The sequence below is a fragment of the Photobacterium sp. SP02 genome, from assembly GCF_038519165.1.
In the GTDB taxonomy this organism is placed as follows: Bacteria; Pseudomonadota; Gammaproteobacteria; order Enterobacterales; family Vibrionaceae; genus Photobacterium; species Photobacterium halotolerans.
The window spans coordinates 1-16,313 of record NZ_JASJOJ010000075.1 but is presented as its reverse complement, the minus strand read 5'-3'; the positions used below and the strand labels follow the sequence as shown (position 1 = coordinate 16,313).

General features: G+C 51.3%; 9 protein-coding genes, 3 tRNA genes and 2 rRNA genes. 7 read left to right on the top strand and 7 right to left on the bottom strand.

The genetic code is table 11. The features are described from left to right. Positions 1–367 precede the first annotated feature (367 nt). The 3 genes from P0Y67_RS20400 to P0Y67_RS20390 all read left to right on the top strand — a co-directional run bounded on the left by P0Y67_RS20400 (position 368) and on the right by P0Y67_RS20390 (position 3,726). Positions 368–3,257, top strand: a 23S ribosomal RNA gene (locus P0Y67_RS20400). A gap of 115 nt (positions 3,258–3,372) precedes the next feature. Continuing rightward, a 5S ribosomal RNA gene (gene rrf, locus P0Y67_RS20395) occupies positions 3,373–3,488 on the top strand. A gap of 161 nt (positions 3,489–3,649) precedes the next feature. Then, positions 3,650–3,726, top strand: a tRNA-Asp gene (locus P0Y67_RS20390). Between the two features lie 171 nt (positions 3,727–3,897). Here P0Y67_RS20390 and P0Y67_RS20385 read toward each other — a convergent pair. After that, positions 3,898–5,106 carry an NAD(P)-binding domain-containing protein gene (locus P0Y67_RS20385; RefSeq protein WP_342393320.1) on the bottom strand — a complete coding sequence of 403 codons (1,209 nt, stop codon included), beginning with the start codon at positions 5,104–5,106 and terminating at the stop codon, positions 3,898–3,900. Positions 5,107–5,116: 10 nt separating this feature from the next. Further along, positions 5,117–5,989, bottom strand: coding sequence for an HTH-type transcriptional activator IlvY (ilvY, locus tag P0Y67_RS20380; RefSeq protein ID WP_036758273.1), 873 nt, complete (start codon positions 5,987–5,989; stop codon positions 5,117–5,119). Between the two features lie 131 nt (positions 5,990–6,120). On the opposite strand from ilvY, the gene ilvC reads away from it, so the two are divergent. Beyond that, positions 6,121–7,605: a ketol-acid reductoisomerase gene (gene ilvC, locus P0Y67_RS20375; RefSeq protein ID WP_342393319.1), complete on the top strand. Its 1,485-nt coding sequence runs from the start codon at positions 6,121–6,123 to the stop codon at positions 7,603–7,605. 70 nt (positions 7,606–7,675) lie between these two features. Here ilvC and ubiK read toward each other — a convergent pair whose 3' ends face one another. The 4 genes from ubiK to P0Y67_RS20355 all read right to left on the bottom strand — a co-directional run bounded on the left by ubiK (position 7,676) and on the right by P0Y67_RS20355 (position 12,933). Continuing rightward, positions 7,676–7,933, bottom strand: coding sequence for a ubiquinone biosynthesis accessory factor UbiK (gene ubiK / locus P0Y67_RS20370; RefSeq protein WP_192016091.1), 258 nt, complete (start codon positions 7,931–7,933; stop codon positions 7,676–7,678). A 155-nt stretch (positions 7,934–8,088) separates the two neighbouring features. Continuing rightward, positions 8,089–11,205, bottom strand: coding sequence for a multidrug efflux RND transporter permease subunit (locus P0Y67_RS20365; protein ID WP_342393318.1), 3,117 nt, complete (start codon positions 11,203–11,205; stop codon positions 8,089–8,091). A 12-nt stretch (positions 11,206–11,217) separates the two neighbouring features. Further along, positions 11,218–12,333, bottom strand: coding sequence for an efflux RND transporter periplasmic adaptor subunit (locus P0Y67_RS20360; protein ID WP_342393317.1), 1,116 nt, complete (start codon positions 12,331–12,333; stop codon positions 11,218–11,220). A 33-nt stretch (positions 12,334–12,366) separates the two neighbouring features. Continuing rightward, on the bottom strand, positions 12,367–12,933 hold the full coding sequence (locus P0Y67_RS20355; protein WP_342393316.1) for a TetR/AcrR family transcriptional regulator: 567 nt from the start codon (positions 12,931–12,933) through the stop codon (positions 12,367–12,369). 178 nt (positions 12,934–13,111) lie between these two features. Here P0Y67_RS20355 and rep point away from each other — a divergent pair, with 178 nt between their 5' ends. Continuing rightward, a complete protein-coding gene (rep, locus tag P0Y67_RS20350; RefSeq protein WP_342393315.1) occupies positions 13,112–15,130 on the top strand; it encodes a DNA helicase Rep in 2,019 nt (672 codons plus the stop codon). 79 nt (positions 15,131–15,209) lie between these two features. Here the strand turns inward: rep and P0Y67_RS20345 are convergent, their stop codons facing one another. After that, positions 15,210–15,620: a c-type cytochrome gene (locus P0Y67_RS20345; protein ID WP_027250466.1), complete on the bottom strand. Its 411-nt coding sequence runs from the start codon at positions 15,618–15,620 to the stop codon at positions 15,210–15,212. Between the two features lie 295 nt (positions 15,621–15,915). On the opposite strand from P0Y67_RS20345, the gene P0Y67_RS20340 reads away from it, so the two are divergent. Together P0Y67_RS20340 and P0Y67_RS20335 are read left to right on the top strand one after the other, a co-directional pair. Continuing rightward, positions 15,916–15,992, top strand: a tRNA-Arg gene (locus tag P0Y67_RS20340). Positions 15,993–16,033: 41 nt separating this feature from the next. Continuing rightward, positions 16,034–16,109: transfer RNA gene (locus P0Y67_RS20335), tRNA-His, on the top strand. Positions 16,110–16,313: the final 204 nt, after the last annotated feature.

The following is a 16,313-nucleotide window of genomic DNA, read 5'->3' as shown; positions in this document are numbered from 1 at the left end:
AACCTGGGGCTGGATCACCTCCTTACCTAAAGACTGTGTCTTTGATGCAGTGTCCACACAGATTGCTTGGTCGAAATAGTTGAAAGAAAGCAGAAAGTCTTAATGAATGGCTTTGGCTATTGATTAAAGCTGTTTGCTTTAATGCTCTTTAACAATCTGGAAAGCTGACTAGTAAATTCAATCTTAGAGATTGAATTAAAACTGTTTCGAAAGAAACAGAGTTCTCAAGCAATACACATTCAAGTGTCTTGTGTTCGTTGTGTTCACTGCGGTGAAGACAACATGAGTCCGGCGAATAAACCAATTGTCTCTTTGTCAGAGACACAACCTTGGTTGTTTGAACATACGAAACCTCTTGGGGTTGTATGGTTAAGTGACTAAGCGTACACGGTGGATGCCTGGGCAGTCAGAGGCGATGAAGGACGTACTAACTTGCGATAAGCGGTGATGAGGCAGTAAGAGCCACTTGAGTCACCGATTTCCGAATGGGGAAACCCAGCTGCATAAGCAGTTATCATCAGGTGAATACATAGCCTGATGAGGCGAACCGGGGGAACTGAAACATCTAAGTACCCCGAGGAAGAGAAATCAACCGAGATTCCGGCAGTAGCGGCGAGCGAAACCGGATTAGCCCTTAAGCGTGTTTAGTGTCAGGTGAAGGTCCCTGGAAAGGGCCGCGATACAGGGTGACAGCCCCGTAACCGACGATGCTTTAGACGTGAAAACGAGTAGGACGGGACACGTGTTATCCTGTCTGAACATGGGGGGACCATCCTCCAAGGCTAAATACTCCTGACTGACCGATAGTGAACCAGTACCGTGAGGGAAAGGCGAAAAGAACCCCTGTGAGGGGAGTGAAAAAGAACCTGAAACCGTGTACGTACAAGCAGTAGGAGCACCTTCGTGGTGTGACTGCGTACCTTTTGTATAATGGGTCAGCGACTTAATTTCAGTAGCAAGGTTAACCGTATAGGGGAGCCGTAGGGAAACCGAGTCTTAACTGGGCGTACAGTTGCTGGGATTAGACCCGAAACCAGGTGATCTAGCCATGGGCAGGTTGAAGGTGAGGTAACACTTACTGGAGGACCGAACCGACTAATGTTGAAAAATTAGCGGATGACTTGTGGCTAGGGGTGAAAGGCCAATCAAACCTGGAGATAGCTGGTTCTCCCCGAAAGCTATTTAGGTAGCGCCTCGGACGAATACTACTGGGGGTAGAGCACTGTTAAGGCTAGGGGGTCATCCCGACTTACCAACCCTTTGCAAACTCCGAATACCAGTAAGTACTATCCGGGAGACACACGGCGGGTGCTAACGTCCGTCGTGGAGAGGGAAACAACCCAGACCGCCAGCTAAGGTCCCAAAGTATCACTAAGTGGGAAACGATGTGGGAAGGCTCAGACAGCCAGGATGTTGGCTTAGAAGCAGCCATCATTTAAAGAAAGCGTAATAGCTCACTGGTCGAGTCGGCCTGCGCGGAAGATTTAACGGGGCTAAGTGATACACCGAAGCTGCGGCAATGCGATTTATCGTATTGGGTAGGGGAGCGTTCTGTAAGCGGTTGAAGGTGTGCTGTAAGGCATGCTGGACGTATCAGAAGTGCGAATGCTGACATGAGTAACGACAAAGGGGGTGAAAAACCCCCTCGCCGGAAGACCAAGGGTTCCTGTCCAACGTTAATCGGGGCAGGGTAAGTCGACCCCTAAGGCGAGGCCGAAAGGCGTAGTCGATGGGAAACGGGTTAATATTCCCGTACTGCTTATTATTGCGATGGGGGGACGGAGAAGGCTAGGTGGGCCAGGCGACGGTTGTCCTGGTTCAAGGGTGTAGGCTGCAGAATTAGGCAAATCCGGTTCTGCACTAAGGCTGAGACCCGATGTCGAGTCACTACGGTGATGAAGTCATTGATGCCATGCTTCCGGGAAAAGCCTCTAAGCTTCAGATAATAAGCAATCGTACCCCAAACCGACACAGGTGGTCGGGTAGAGAATACCAAGGCGCTTGAGAGAACTCGGGTGAAGGAACTAGGCAAAATGGTACCGTAACTTCGGGAGAAGGTACGCTCTTGGCGGTGAAGTCCCTCGCGGATGGAGCTGCTGAGAGTCGCAGATACCAGGTGGCTGCAACTGTTTATTAAAAACACAGCACTGTGCAAAATCGAAAGATGACGTATACGGTGTGACGCCTGCCCGGTGCCGGAAGGTTAATTGATGGGGTTATCTTCGGAGAAGCTCTTGATCGAAGCCCCGGTAAACGGCGGCCGTAACTATAACGGTCCTAAGGTAGCGAAATTCCTTGTCGGGTAAGTTCCGACCTGCACGAATGGCGTAATGATGGCCACGCTGTCTCCACCCGAGACTCAGTGAAATTGAAATCGCAGTGAAGATGCTGCGTACCCGCGGCTAGACGGAAAGACCCCGTGAACCTTTACTACAGCTTGGCACTGAACATTGACCCTACATGTGTAGGATAGGTGGGAGGCTTCGAAGCAGGTACGCCAGTATCTGTGGAGCCGTCCTTGAAATACCACCCTTGTCGTGTTGATGTTCTAACGTCGCCCCGTTATCCGGGGTGCGGACAGTGCCTGGTGGGTAGTTTGACTGGGGCGGTCTCCTCCCAAAGCGTAACGGAGGAGCACGAAGGTGGGCTAATCACGGTCGGACATCGTGAGGTTAGTGCAATGGCATAAGCCCGCTTAACTGCGAGAATGACGGTTCGAGCAGGTGCGAAAGCAGGTCATAGTGATCCGGTGGTTCTGAATGGAAGGGCCATCGCTCAACGGATAAAAGGTACTCCGGGGATAACAGGCTGATACCGCCCAAGAGTTCATATCGACGGCGGTGTTTGGCACCTCGATGTCGGCTCATCACATCCTGGGGCTGAAGTCGGTCCCAAGGGTATGGCTGTTCGCCATTTAAAGTGGTACGCGAGCTGGGTTTAGAACGTCGTGAGACAGTTCGGTCCCTATCTGCCGTGGGCGCTGGATGATTGAAGGGAGTTGCTCCTAGTACGAGAGGACCGGAGTGAACGAACCGCTGGTGTTCGGGTTGTGTCGCCAGACGCATTGCCCGGTAGCTAAGTTCGGCATCGATAACCGCTGAAAGCATCTAAGCGGGAAGCGAGCCCTGAGATGAGTCATCCCTGAGGCTTTAAGCCTCCTGAAGGGCTGTTCGAGACTAGAACGTTGATAGGCAGGGTGTGTAAGCGTTGTGAGGCGCTCAGCTAACCTGTACTAATTGCCCGTGAGGCTTAACCATACAACACCCAAGGGGTTTTACGGACTCCATGAGCACTTGAATGTTGTGCTGAGAACACTAGTTAACTTTCCCAGATTGTGATTTATCGCCTGCGGGCGGTAGATGAAAGAATTTGCTTGGCGACCATAGCGTTGCGGACCCACCTGATCCCATGCCGAACTCAGACGTGAAACGCAGCAGCGCCGATGGTAGTGTGGGGTCTCCCCATGTGAGAGTAGGACATCGCCAGGCTTTAATTGCCCATCTTGGGTGATAGCTCGCATCTTTTGATACTTGCGATGCTCATGTGCTAATGCACACTGCGCTTCTCAGTTCAAAATCTGCATCGCATCACGCAAGATGACCGAAACAAAGCAGTAAGCGTAAGACTTTGTTGGGCAGAAAAATTGAGTGGAGCGGTAGTTCAGTTGGTTAGAATACCGGCCTGTCACGCCGGGGGTCGCGGGTTCGAGTCCCGTCCGCTCCGCCACTTATTAGAGAAACCCAGTCAGCAATGACTGGGTTTTTTGCTATCTGGTGTTTGCTATGCCTCCGATCACACGTCACTGATAAAGAGCCTCAGACTCGGTGCCTCCGACGACAGACAGGTTTTTTTCCATCACTGCGGCCAACACAGTGCTGTGGAGTAAGCTGCGGTTCGTTAAGTGTAACTATAGAAAAAACGCAGCCATTGCTCGGCAATAAAAATTTCATCTTGTGCAGATAAAGCCTGAATACCTGCCGCATAGCTATGTGACTGACTGCCCAGATGCAGACCTGCCAGTAAATGTGCGGCTTCAAACAGGTACAAAGTGGGATCGCCCATACCTGTTTTGAAGGGAGTGTTCGCAGACTCCCCACCGGCAATGAGGTAAATACTGGCGCCATGCCGATTTTGATATTCTGTGACCAGCTGATTCCCCCCAACATACCGCAACGTCCCTTGTTGCACTAACTCGGGCAAATTGAGCTCGTCGTCGGCAGAGGTGACAGTGGCTATGAATAAGTTCTCGCGCCTGGACTGGATGTGCGCTGAGTGAAGCGCGCCATTGCCGGTACAGCAGAAAATGAGATTGCAGTGTTTGAGCATGGTTTCGGTTGAGCAGACCTGAATCCCATTTCTGGGTAAGGCGGTGAGTTGCCTGGCATCCTGGTCACTGACATAGATATCATTGATACCTTTACCTTGTAGCGTTTTACAGATACCCCGGCCCAGATTACCGCTACCTATCACCCCGATAGTGAGAAAACCGAGGTTGTTCAGTTTCAGGCCAAATGCCTCGCGCAGGATTTGATCTGTGTAATGCACGATACATTCGGAAGCCTCGTAGTCGGCTGGGGTCTTGATGCTCAGATGAGCAACCGATACTAAGGGTTTGATAAGATGCCGGTTGCGGTATTTGGCGATGCCATTTGCGGTTAACTCAGCAATCCCCACGCATTGCTCATCATATGCCTCAAAGATGGCTTCAACGCCCTGAGCAAAATAGCCGCCGTGATCCAGGATCAGAAAAGCCTGTCCCTCTTGAGTGTATTGTTGAATGAGATCCAGGCAACGCACAGGATCTCTTAAGGCTATTTTGTCAAAGCCGGGTGCGACGACATCACAGTTTGGGATAGATCGGATGGTATTGAGCAGTGTGCCGTTGTTGCAAAAAGTCGCTTGTTTGGGGATGAAAATGACGTGGTCAGCAAGTTTACACAGTACGTTGAGATACGGCAGAGAGCCTTCATAGCAATGCATGACGGAGAAAACAACAAGATTTCTCGGCATCGAATGAGTTTGCGCAATCTGTTCTAAAAATCGATAACCTTTTTCTGCATAGAAAGCGGAGTAGTAGCTGTGCGTTAAAGTATGCGTTGACGTCATAACCGGCCTGCTATTTGAATAACGTCAGCAACGCCTGGAAAAGAGGCTCTTGCTGTCGACTTTGTTTGCAACACAATCCCAATGTTAATGGTTCGACGGCTGCTGCTGGCAGCTTTTGAATCTGATCGCGAATCGGACTGTTCTCTATAACAATATCTGGCGCAATTCCGATGCCACATCCCAATGCTACCATACTAACAATAGCTTCATGCCCAGCAACTTGAGCATAAATGTTGGGTTTTATTTTTTGTGATTTCATCCACTTGTCAGCATTTTCTCTTGCAGTTCCGTACTCAGGCAGAATGAAGGGAAGTTTGTCCCACTGAATGTCCGGTGAAAGCAGCGCCTGAAGGCCGGGGGAAGTGACTAATGGGCTGATTAACGACATTGAGACATTGCCCAAATAAATGAAAGTGAGTTTATTGGGTAAATTGGCTGGCAGAGCCGTAATCGCAAAGTCAGCTTCATCGTGCAGGACTTTATTCACAGCTTGAGCCGGATCGCCGGTAACCAGCTGAATTTCCACTTGGGGGTAATGTTGCCTGAACTGATTCAGCACATTGGGTAGGTGGCTGTAGCTGGCTGTGACCGAGCAGAACAGGGTGAGTTTACCTTTGAGCATCTGATCCTGTTCAGTCAGCTCTTGCTGCAGTTGTTGCCATTCGGCCACAATGCGGCTGGCGACCGGCAGCAGTTTACGGCCCGACGTGGTCAGTTCCACGCTGCGGTTGTCGCGAATGAAGAGGGGTTGAGACAGCTCCTGCTCCAGGCGCTGAATAAGCCGGCTGAGCGCGGACGGACTGATGTGCATCTTCTGCGCGGTCTGACTGAAATTTTTGCTGTTGCACAGATGAAGAAAGAGTTGGAGTGATTTTATGTTCATGGTTTATGTTGCACCATTTGCAATATGATGTTGTGAATATATCACTTTAGACAACATCAAGCCTGATCTACTATCAGGTTATTCGGCAGTGAAGTGCCGACCAAGGATTAGAATTCACGGAGTAACTTGTTATGGCTAACTATTTCAATACCTTAAATTTACGTCAGCAATTAGATCAGCTGGGCCGTTGCCGTTTTATGGATCGCAGCGAGTTTGCTCAGGAAGCGGATTACCTGAAAGGTAAGAAGGTGGTGATTGTAGGTTGTGGTGCACAGGGCCTGAACCAGGGTCTGAACATGCGTGACTCAGGTCTGAATGTTGCTTATGCACTGCGCCAGGCTGCAATTGACGAGCAGCGTGCCTCTTTCCGTAATGCCAAAGACAATGGTTTTGAAGTAGGTAGCTATGAACAATTGATCCCTCAGGCTGATCTGGTTGTCAACCTGACGCCGGACAAGCAGCACACGGATGTGGTCACCACTGTGATGCCTCTGATGAAGCAAGGTGCTGCGCTGGGTTACTCGCACGGCTTTAACATTGTTGAAGAAGGGATGCAGATCCGTCCGGATATCACGGTTGTGATGGTAGCGCCTAAATGTCCGGGGACTGAAGTGCGTGAAGAGTACAAGCGTGGCTTTGGTGTACCAACGCTGATCGCGGTCCACCCGGAAAATGACCCGCAAGGTGAAGGCCTGGAAATTGCGAAAGCCTGGGCGGCAGCAACAGGTGGCCACCGTGCCGGTGTACTGGAATCCTCTTTCGTTGCTGAAGTGAAATCTGACCTGATGGGTGAGCAGACGATTCTGTGCGGCATGCTGCAGGCGGGCTCTATCGTGTGTTACGAGAAGATGGTTGCTGAAGGCGTCGAGCCGGGCTATGCCGGTAAGCTGCTGCAGTTCGGTTGGGAAACCATTACCGAAGCCCTGAAGTTTGGCGGCATCACTCATATGATGGATCGTCTGACCAACCCGGCCAAGATCAAAGCATTTGAGTTGTCTGAAGAGCTGAAAGAGCTGATGCGTCCGCTGTATAACAAGCACATGGATGACATCATCACAGGTGAGTTCTCGCGGACCATGATGGCCGACTGGGCGAACGATGATGAGGAACTGCTGGGCTGGCGTGCTGAAACGGCGGAAACGGCGTTTGAAAACTACCCGCAAACTGATGTCAAAATCGCTGAGCAAGAATACTTTGATAACGGCATTCTGATGGTGGCCATGGTGCGTGCCGGTGTTGAGCTGGCGTTTGAAGCCATGACAGCCTCAGGCATTATTGAAGAGTCGGCTTACTATGAGTCTTTGCATGAGCTGCCGCTGATTGCCAACACTGTTGCCCGTAAGCGTCTGTACGAGATGAACGTGGTGATCTCTGATACGGCAGAATATGGTAACTACCTGTTCGCTAACGTGGCTACGCCATTGCTGCGTGAAAAGTTCATGCCAAAAGTCAGCACAGATGTGATAGGTAAAGGTCTGGCTGCTACAGGTAACCATGTTGATAACCAGCAGCTGATTGATGTGAACGAAGCGCTGCGTAATCACCCTGTAGAGCAGATTGGTCACGAACTGCGTGGTTATATGACAGATATGAAGCGTATCGCAGTAGGCGACTAAGTAAACCTCCTTCCTGGTTCGTAAAAAGCCCGGCAATTTGCCGGGCTTTTCATGTCTGACAAGACATATATTATTCGGACTTATCTGCCAGCATAGCTTCCAGCTGGGCAACCTTCTGTTCCAGCTCGTTCAGCTTTTGCCGTGTGCGCAGCAGAACCTGGGTCTGCACATCGAACTCTTCGCGATTCACCACATCCAGCTTGCTCAGTTGTGCCTGGATGGTTTGACGCACTTTTTGTTCCACATCCTGACCAAGCGCTTTGACTGGTTGAGGCATGGCTTCCTGAATCTGCCTGGCAACCTGCTCAAGTTTCTTTGGATCAAACATACGCGGGTTTAACTCCATGAGGTTAATGGGATACTTTTAGCCGTTAGTGTACACCAAATTTTTCTGCCACAGGCAGGAATCCTTGATCTGTCCCGGCAGGGCATGCTGAAAAAAAAGGCCGCTTGCGCGGCCTTAGTCTGATAGAAAGTTGCTGATTAACTTTCCCGGGCTTTCAGCGCTTGTCTCGCTTCATCAGCCCGTTTTAACTTTTCCAGCTCTTTGTCCTCCACAAAAACCGGCAGCGGTTTGTGGGTGCTGGCCAGGTAGGTGTAGATCACCGGCAGCACGAACAGGGTAAAGAGGGTGCCTATCGCCAGGCCGGATACGATAACGATACCGATACTGAAGCGCTGGGCAGCACCGGCCCCGGTGGCGTACAGCAGAGGAACCAGACCGGCAATCATCGCCGCCGTGGTCATCAGAATCGGTCGCAGACGCACCTTAGCCGCTTCCATCACTGCAGACATTTTGTCTTTCTGGTGATTGAGCTGCTCTTCTTTTGCCACTTCACAGATCAGAATCCCGTGCTTGGTGATCAGACCAATCAGGGTGATCAAGCCGACTTGCGAGTAGATGTTCATCGAAGCCGCTCCCCAGGCCAGCGAGACCAGGGCGCCACAAATAGCCAGCGGTACCGACACCATGATCACCATAGGGTCGCGCAGCGATTCGAACTGGATAGCCAGTACCAGGAAAATCACCGCCAGTGCCAGAACGAAAGTCGCAAACAGTGCATTACCTTCGGTGACGTACTGGCGAGCCTCACCCATAAAGTCGTACTGATAGCCAGATGGCAGCTGGCTGACGGCTTCGGTACGGAACCATTCGATGGCATCACCCATGGCCGTCCCCGGCATAGGCACCACACCTATGGTGGCCGAGTTCAGCTGGTTGAAGTGCGGCAGTGCACGGGGCTCAGCCACCACATCAATGGTGATCAGGCTGCCCAGCGGCACTGAATTACCATCCGCCGCACGAACATAGAAGGCGTTCAGCGATTCAGGATTCAGGCGGTACTTACGTTCTACCTGCGGAATCACCTCGTAAGAGCGGCCATTAAGGTCGATGCGGTTGACATAACCGTCGGCCATCATAGTGCTCAGGGTGATACCGATATCCTGCATAGTCACGCCATAAGCCCCGGCTTTGTCTTTGTCTATGCTGATTTTCATGGTGGCGGAGTCGAAGTTGAGATCCAAGTCCGAATACACAAACATCGGATTCTTCGTCACATCATCCAGAATCGAACCGGCCACCTGGAACAGGCTTTCAAAGTTGTTCGGCGTGGTAATGACAAACTGGATCGGCAGACCTGAGCCCGCACCTGGCAGCTCAGGCATCTGGAACGCCGTTACCGCCATACCAGGTACATCGTTAACCAGTGTCGTGACACGGCCAACCACTTCCGCCTGACTGGCTTCGCGCTGACTCCATGGCACCATGGAAGCGATACCGAATGCCTGATTGGACTGCGGTACACCTGAGAATACCTGAGCAAAAGCCACTTCCGGCTGATTGCTCAGCATCTCGTTCACTTCACTCATGGAATTTTCGATGTAGTCCAGGTTAGCGGTAGACGGACCGGTACCCATCATCATCAGCACGCCTTTATCTTCTGCCGGTGCCAGTTCACTGGGGATGAACTTGAACAGAACCGGCAGCATAGCAAAGACAATGACCGCAAACACTATCACCACAGGGCGTGATTTCATCACTGTGGTCAGCATTTTTTCATAGCGGCTGGTCATGCGATCCAGCACACTGTGCACGGTATCTTCAAAGCGGTTTGGCTTATCGTGTGCTTTCAGGATCTTAGAACACATCATCGGCGACAGTGTCAGGGCGATTATCCCTGAGATAAAGACCGACCCCGCCAGCGTCAGGGCGAACTCTTTAAACAGTGAGCCTGTAATCCCCCCCATCAGTGCGATAGGTGCGTATACCGCGCCCAGCGTCAGGGTCATGGCGATAACAGGCACTGCAATTTCCCGGGTACCGATAATCGCTGCCCGGAACGGTGACTCGCCGAGTTTGATGTGACGATCGACGTTTTCCAGGACCACGATGGCATCATCGACCACCAGACCGATAGCCAGCACCATGGCCAGCAGCGTCATCAGGTTCCAGGAGAAACCGAAGGCCTGCATTACCATGGCCACGCCAATCAGCGACAGCGGAATGGTGATGATAGGGATCAGTACCGCGCGGAACGAGCCCAGGAACAGAGTGATCACTACAAGAACAATCAGCGCAGCTTCACCGATAGTTTTGATAACCTCCTGAATCGACTCGTTAATGGCAACGGTAGAGTCGTACAGTATGTTCATCTTGATATTGCTTGGCATGTTGCGCTGAATTTCAGGCAACAGCTCCAGCACATCGGCAGCAATGTTGATAGGGTTCGCACTTGGCGCTGCATTGATGGCGGCAACCACGGCTTCCTCACCGTTGGCTGTGGCACGGTAAATGTCGTGACTTTTCGCCCGGGTGACTTTGGCGATATCACCTAAGCGGATCACCTGACCTTTCTGTGTCGAGACAATCAGCTTTTGCAGCTCATCTGTGGTTTTGACCTGGGTATCTGCCGTGCCGTTATACAGGACGAACTCGCCTGTCGCCTGACCCGTCGCCGACTGGTAGTTGTTGGCGTTCAGCACTGTCATGATGTCGCTGGCCGTTAAGTTGTAAGCGGCCATCTTGGCCGGATCCAACCATACCCGCAGCGCAAATTTCATTCCGCCGTACAGGTCGATTTTGGACACGCCGTTCACTGTGAACAGCTGCGGGTTGAATACCCGCTCCAGGTAATCGGTGATCTGGCTGGAATTGAGCTCGTCACTGGTAAAACCGATGTACATCACCGCCGTGGTGGAACCGGTCGACATGGTCACAGTCGGGTCTTCCGCTTCACGGGGAAGCTGAGAGCGCACCGAGTTGGTTTTCGCCAGTACATCAGACAGGGCCGCGTTGGGATCGGTATTGAGTTTCATGTTGACGGTAATTGTCGAGGAACCCAGTACCGATGACGACGTCATGTAATCTATGTTGTCAGCCTGCGCGATGGCCTGCTCCAGCGGCTGAGTAATAAAGCCCTGGATCAGATCGGCACTGGCACCGTAATAACTGGTCGTCACAGTGACCACGGTATTGGTCATTTCGGGATATTCCCGGACCTGCATTTTGAAAATAGCCTGAAAACCAAGCAGGGCGATCAGAATGCTGATCGACACTGCCAGGACCGGCCTTTTTATGAATATGTCAGTAAAGCGCATTTAACCTCCGAATCACAGCATCGGTGTTTCAGCCGGGGTTTTCAGGGCATCGTTTTCTACGATGCGGACTTTGACGTCATTACTCAGGCGGACCTGGCCGGTGGTAACCACACGGTCTCCCGGTTTAACGCCATCAAGGACGTGGATAACATCGCGCTTACGTTCACCGGTTTTCACCACAGACTGACGAACGCGGGTGACGCCTTCGTCATCTTCGTACAGCACATATACATTATCGCCATACAGGGTATAGGTGATGGCAAACTGCGGCAGCACAACCTGATTTTCCAGGGTCGGCAGAATGATGTTGGCACGGGCAAACATGCCGCTGCGCAGACGGCCGGCATTGTTCGGAATGTCCGCCTGAACCTGGATTAAGCCGCTCTGATAATTGACCGCAGGTTCAATCGCACTGATCTTGCCCTGGAATTTAGCATCCGGGTACGCATCGACGGCGATATCCACTTCCTGACCGATGTGAATGTCAGACAGATCGGTTTGCGGAATGGTGAAGCGCAGCTTCATCAGGGAGGTATCTTCCAGACGCACTATGTCAGTGCCGGGCTGAATATACTCACCCAGGAACACATTACGCAGACCGACATCACCGGCAAACGGGGCTTTAATAATGCGACGGTCGATGGTGGCTTTCAGGCTCTCAATATCGGCTGACAAAGAGAAGTAATCAGCTTGCGCGCCATCAAAGGCTTCCTTAGAGATAGAGCCTTTCTTGTACAGATCCTGATAGCGGATGAACTTGGCTTTGGCGGCAGGCAGGCGAGCCTGGGAGCTCTTGAGGTTGGCTTCCTCAACATCTGAGTCCAGCGCGACCAGACGTTGGCCTTTTTTCACCGACATGCCTGAATCGAACTCCAGCGACTTGATCACACCGGCGACTTCCGTGGTGACAGTCACGCCCTGGTTAGGCTCAATGAAACCAATCGCTTCAATGGCCGGCACCCAATTGGTCGGTTTTGCCTCTACGACAGTCACCGGATAATCCGGTTCAGGCATATTGGCGAAATAAGCCATCTTTCCTTTTATTTCAAAGTACTTGGACGTAAAAAGCGTGCCAAACAGCACGGCAACGATGATGAGCATGACTATCCATGCTACCCATTTTTTCATTATCTTTGCTCCGGAGTCTAAGTTAATGCTAAGTCAATGTGTAATTACAGCATCCCAGCAAGCTTTAATGGCAGCATCCCGCGCCTCATCACTTACCGTAAAAGTACCACTCAGGTGCTTGCGGGCCAGACAGGCGCTGGGTTCAAGGCTGAGTGCGCTTAATATCTCGTTGTCTAAAGGCTTAAACAGCCCCTGAGCTTTACCCCTGTCAAACATCCTGTGGACAGGGGCAAAGAGCGTTTGCTCTAACGCTATCTTGTACTGCTTACCTCGGTGCGGCATGTTTTCGAACTGACCACGGTTAATCAGTGGTGCTTCATTATCCGTAGCCATGTTCCAGATGTTTAACCACATAGTACGGAACTGCTGTTCTAAGGGCATGACATCAGAAACGTTCTGAGTGATTTTCCTGGCGACAATAGTCAGTATATGGTCATGCAGCTGATACAGGAGATCATCTTTATCACTGAAATAGCGATAGATGGTCCCTGTCGCGACCCTGGCTTCTTTGGCCACCATGTTCATCGACAGACCGTGAAAACCATGTTTTGCCAGCAATTCTTCGGTTGCCTGCAAGATACGTTCTTTTTTGTCAGTCATTAATTGATCACAAAGTGAATGAACGTTCATTCATTATTGTGGATGCTTTATTAGTATGCAACTCATCTGTTACCTTTATTTTTCTGAGAAAAACGCGGGGGATTGTCTGAAATAGACACGAGACGAGAACAGGTTACAATGCGGCAGCTGAATAAAACATGACTCATAGGGCAAATGAATGAAACTCAATCCGAGACAAAATGAGGCGGTACGTTTTGTTGCTGGACCGTGTCTGGTTCTGGCCGGTGCAGGTTCAGGCAAAACGCGGGTCATTACCAATAAAATCGCCTACTTAGTACAACAATGTGACTACAAAGCACGGAATATTGCTGCGCTGACATTTACCAATAAAGCGGCGCGGGAAATGAAAGAGCGGGTCGGGCAGACCCTGGGCCGCCAGGAAGCCAAAGGGCTGATGGTGTCGACCTTCCACACCCTGGGCCTGAATATCATTCGCCGTGAGTACAAGGTACTGGGGCTGAAAGCGAGTTTTTCGCTGTTTGACGATCAGGATCAGATGGCCCTGCTCAAAGAGTTGACGGAAGATCAGCTCGACGGTGATAAAGACTTGCTCAAAATGCTGCTGTCATCGATTTCAAACTGGAAGAACGCCATGCTGTCGCCCGCCCAGGCGAAAGCGCAGGCGCAAAGTGAGCGTGACCAGCTGTTTGCCCATTGCTACGAGTTGTATCAGCGTCAGATGAAAGCCTATAACGCCCTGGACTTTGATGACTTGATTCTGATGCCTGTGCTCTTGCTGCGTGATAATGATGAGGTGCGGCAGCGCTGGCAGAATAAGATCCGCTACCTGCTGGTGGATGAGTATCAGGATACCAACACCAGCCAGTATGCCTTTGTGAAGCTGCTGGTGGGCGAACGGTCAAAATTCACTGTGGTCGGGGATGACGATCAGTCTATCTATTCCTGGCGGGGGGCGCAGCCAGAGAATCTGGCGCTGCTCAATAAAGATTTCCCGACGCTCAAAGTGATTAAGCTGGAGCAGAACTACCGCTCGACCAGCCGGATATTGCGCAGCGCCAACATTCTGATCGCCAATAACCCGCACTTATTTGAAAAAGCGCTGTTTTCAGAAATTCCCGATGGCGAGATGCTCAAGGTCCTGACGGCCAAAAATGAAGAGCATGAAGCCGAAAAAGTGGTCGGGGAGCTGATAGCCCATCGCTTTCTCAACAATACTGACTACAAAGATTACGCGATTCTGTACCGCGGCAACCACCAGTCGCGCCTGTTTGAAAAAGCCCTGATGCAGAACCGGATCCCCTATAAAATTTCTGGCGGCACCTCGTTTTTCTCCCGTACCGAGATCAAAGACATCATGGCATACCTGCGCTTGCTCACCAACCAGGATGATGACAACGCTTTTTTGCGTATCGTCAATACGCCGCGGCGCGAGATTGGCCCTGTCACCCTGGAGAAACTGGGCACCTACGCCAATATGCGAGGCAAGAGTTTGTTTGAAGCCAGCTTTGAGCTTGGCCTGGAGCAGCATCTTTCAGGGCGCGGACTGGACAGCCTGCGCCAGTTTACGCGCTGGATTGTTGAGCTGGCCGATAACGCCGAGCGGGGCGATGCCGTGGCGGCCGTGCGCCAGATGATCCGCGACATCCATTACGAGGACTGGCTGTTTGAAACTTCGGCCAGTCCGAAAGCGGCCGAAATGCGGATGAAAAACGTGTCGGATTTATACAGCTGGATCACCGCAGATCTGGAAGGCGATAATTACGATAACGAAGTGCGCACCCTGAAAGAAGTGGTTCAGCGCATGACACTGCGTGACATGATGGAGCGGGGTGAAGAGGATGAGGATGCCGATCAGGTTCAGCTCATGACACTGCATGCCTCCAAAGGGCTGGAATTTCCCCATGTGTATCTGATTGGTGCCGAAGAGGGGATTTTGCCCCATCAGACCAGCATTGATGAAGACAATGTGGAGGAAGAGCGACGTTTGGCGTATGTCGGTATTACCCGGGCGCAGAAAACACTGACCTTTACCTTATGCAAGGAACGCCGGCAGTATGGCGAGCTGCTCAAGCCCGAGCCCAGTCGTTTTCTCTATGAATTGCCCCAGGATGATCTGGATTGGGAAACAGAGCGCAAACCTGTGACGGCAGAAGAACGAATGGAGCGGGGTCAGGCACACATTGCCAATCTCCGCTCCATGTTCAAGAAGAAATAACTCAGCGAATCGCTGAAAATAAAAAAGGTTAGCCATCATAGCTAACCTTTTTTTCAGGTATCTGAAGGGGGAGTCTGAGTTACAGCCCCTCGATCATATGGTTGATCGCAGCCACGATTTCTTCATCGCTGCAGTCCATACAGGTGCCTTTCGCCGGCATGGCATTGAAACCATTAATGGCATGATTGGTCAGCGTATCCATACCTTGAGCAATACGCGGTCCCCAGTCACCGGCATCACCTGTCTTAGGTGCGCCCAGTACACCGCTGCTGTGGCAAGCCACACAGAAAGTGCCGTATACCTGATCGCCTGAGCGAGGGCCGGAAGCGGCGGCTGTAGCGGCTGGTGCATCGCCTTCCTTATATACAGAGCCAACAGGCTTGATGCGTTCTGCGATCGCTTCGCCAGACATATCTGCCGCTACGGCTGAGCCGCTGATGGCGACGGTTGCGACTGCAGCGACCATTAGTTGTCGAAGAGAAAATTCCATTGAGCTCACCTTAACACTCCCAGATTATTTGCTCGAATATCACAGCTTTCTTGTATAAGTTATTGTAAATATTACATTATTGGACAAAGCTGTGAGTTATTAACCAGTGGTTTTTGGGTAAAAAACGCAATGATTATATCCCTTAACGAAGTGGTATTAAACAGAGCGGCTTTGTTTGTATGACGCGAATCAACCCAGAGATGGTTATAAATAAAGCGAATACAAAAATTTTTGCAAAAAAGACTAGACGAGAAGCATGCTGATCCGTAATATTCACCACCGCCGATAGGGCAAGGCGCCCGTAGCTCAGCTGGATAGAGCGTTGGCCTCCGGAGCCAAAGGTCACAGGTTCAAATCCTGTCGGGCGCGCCACTCCGGAAAGTCAGGATGGCACTGTTGGCGTGTAAATTATGGTGGCTATAGCTCAGTTGGTAGAGTCCCGGATTGTGATTCCGGTTGTCGCGAGTTCAAGTCTCGTTAGCCCCCCCATACACTTGGGTATGGAGCTTTCTGTAAAGCTCGGTACTTAGCGGCAGATAGCGCAAGTCGTGTATCTCCGGCTTTTGAGAATAGCGGACCAGAAGAACCTTCTGGCGCAATACTAAAAGCAAAAGAAAGAATTATCGGTGAATAGCGCAGTTTGGTAGCGCATCTGGTTTGGGACCAGAGGGTCGGGGGTTCGAATCCCTCTTC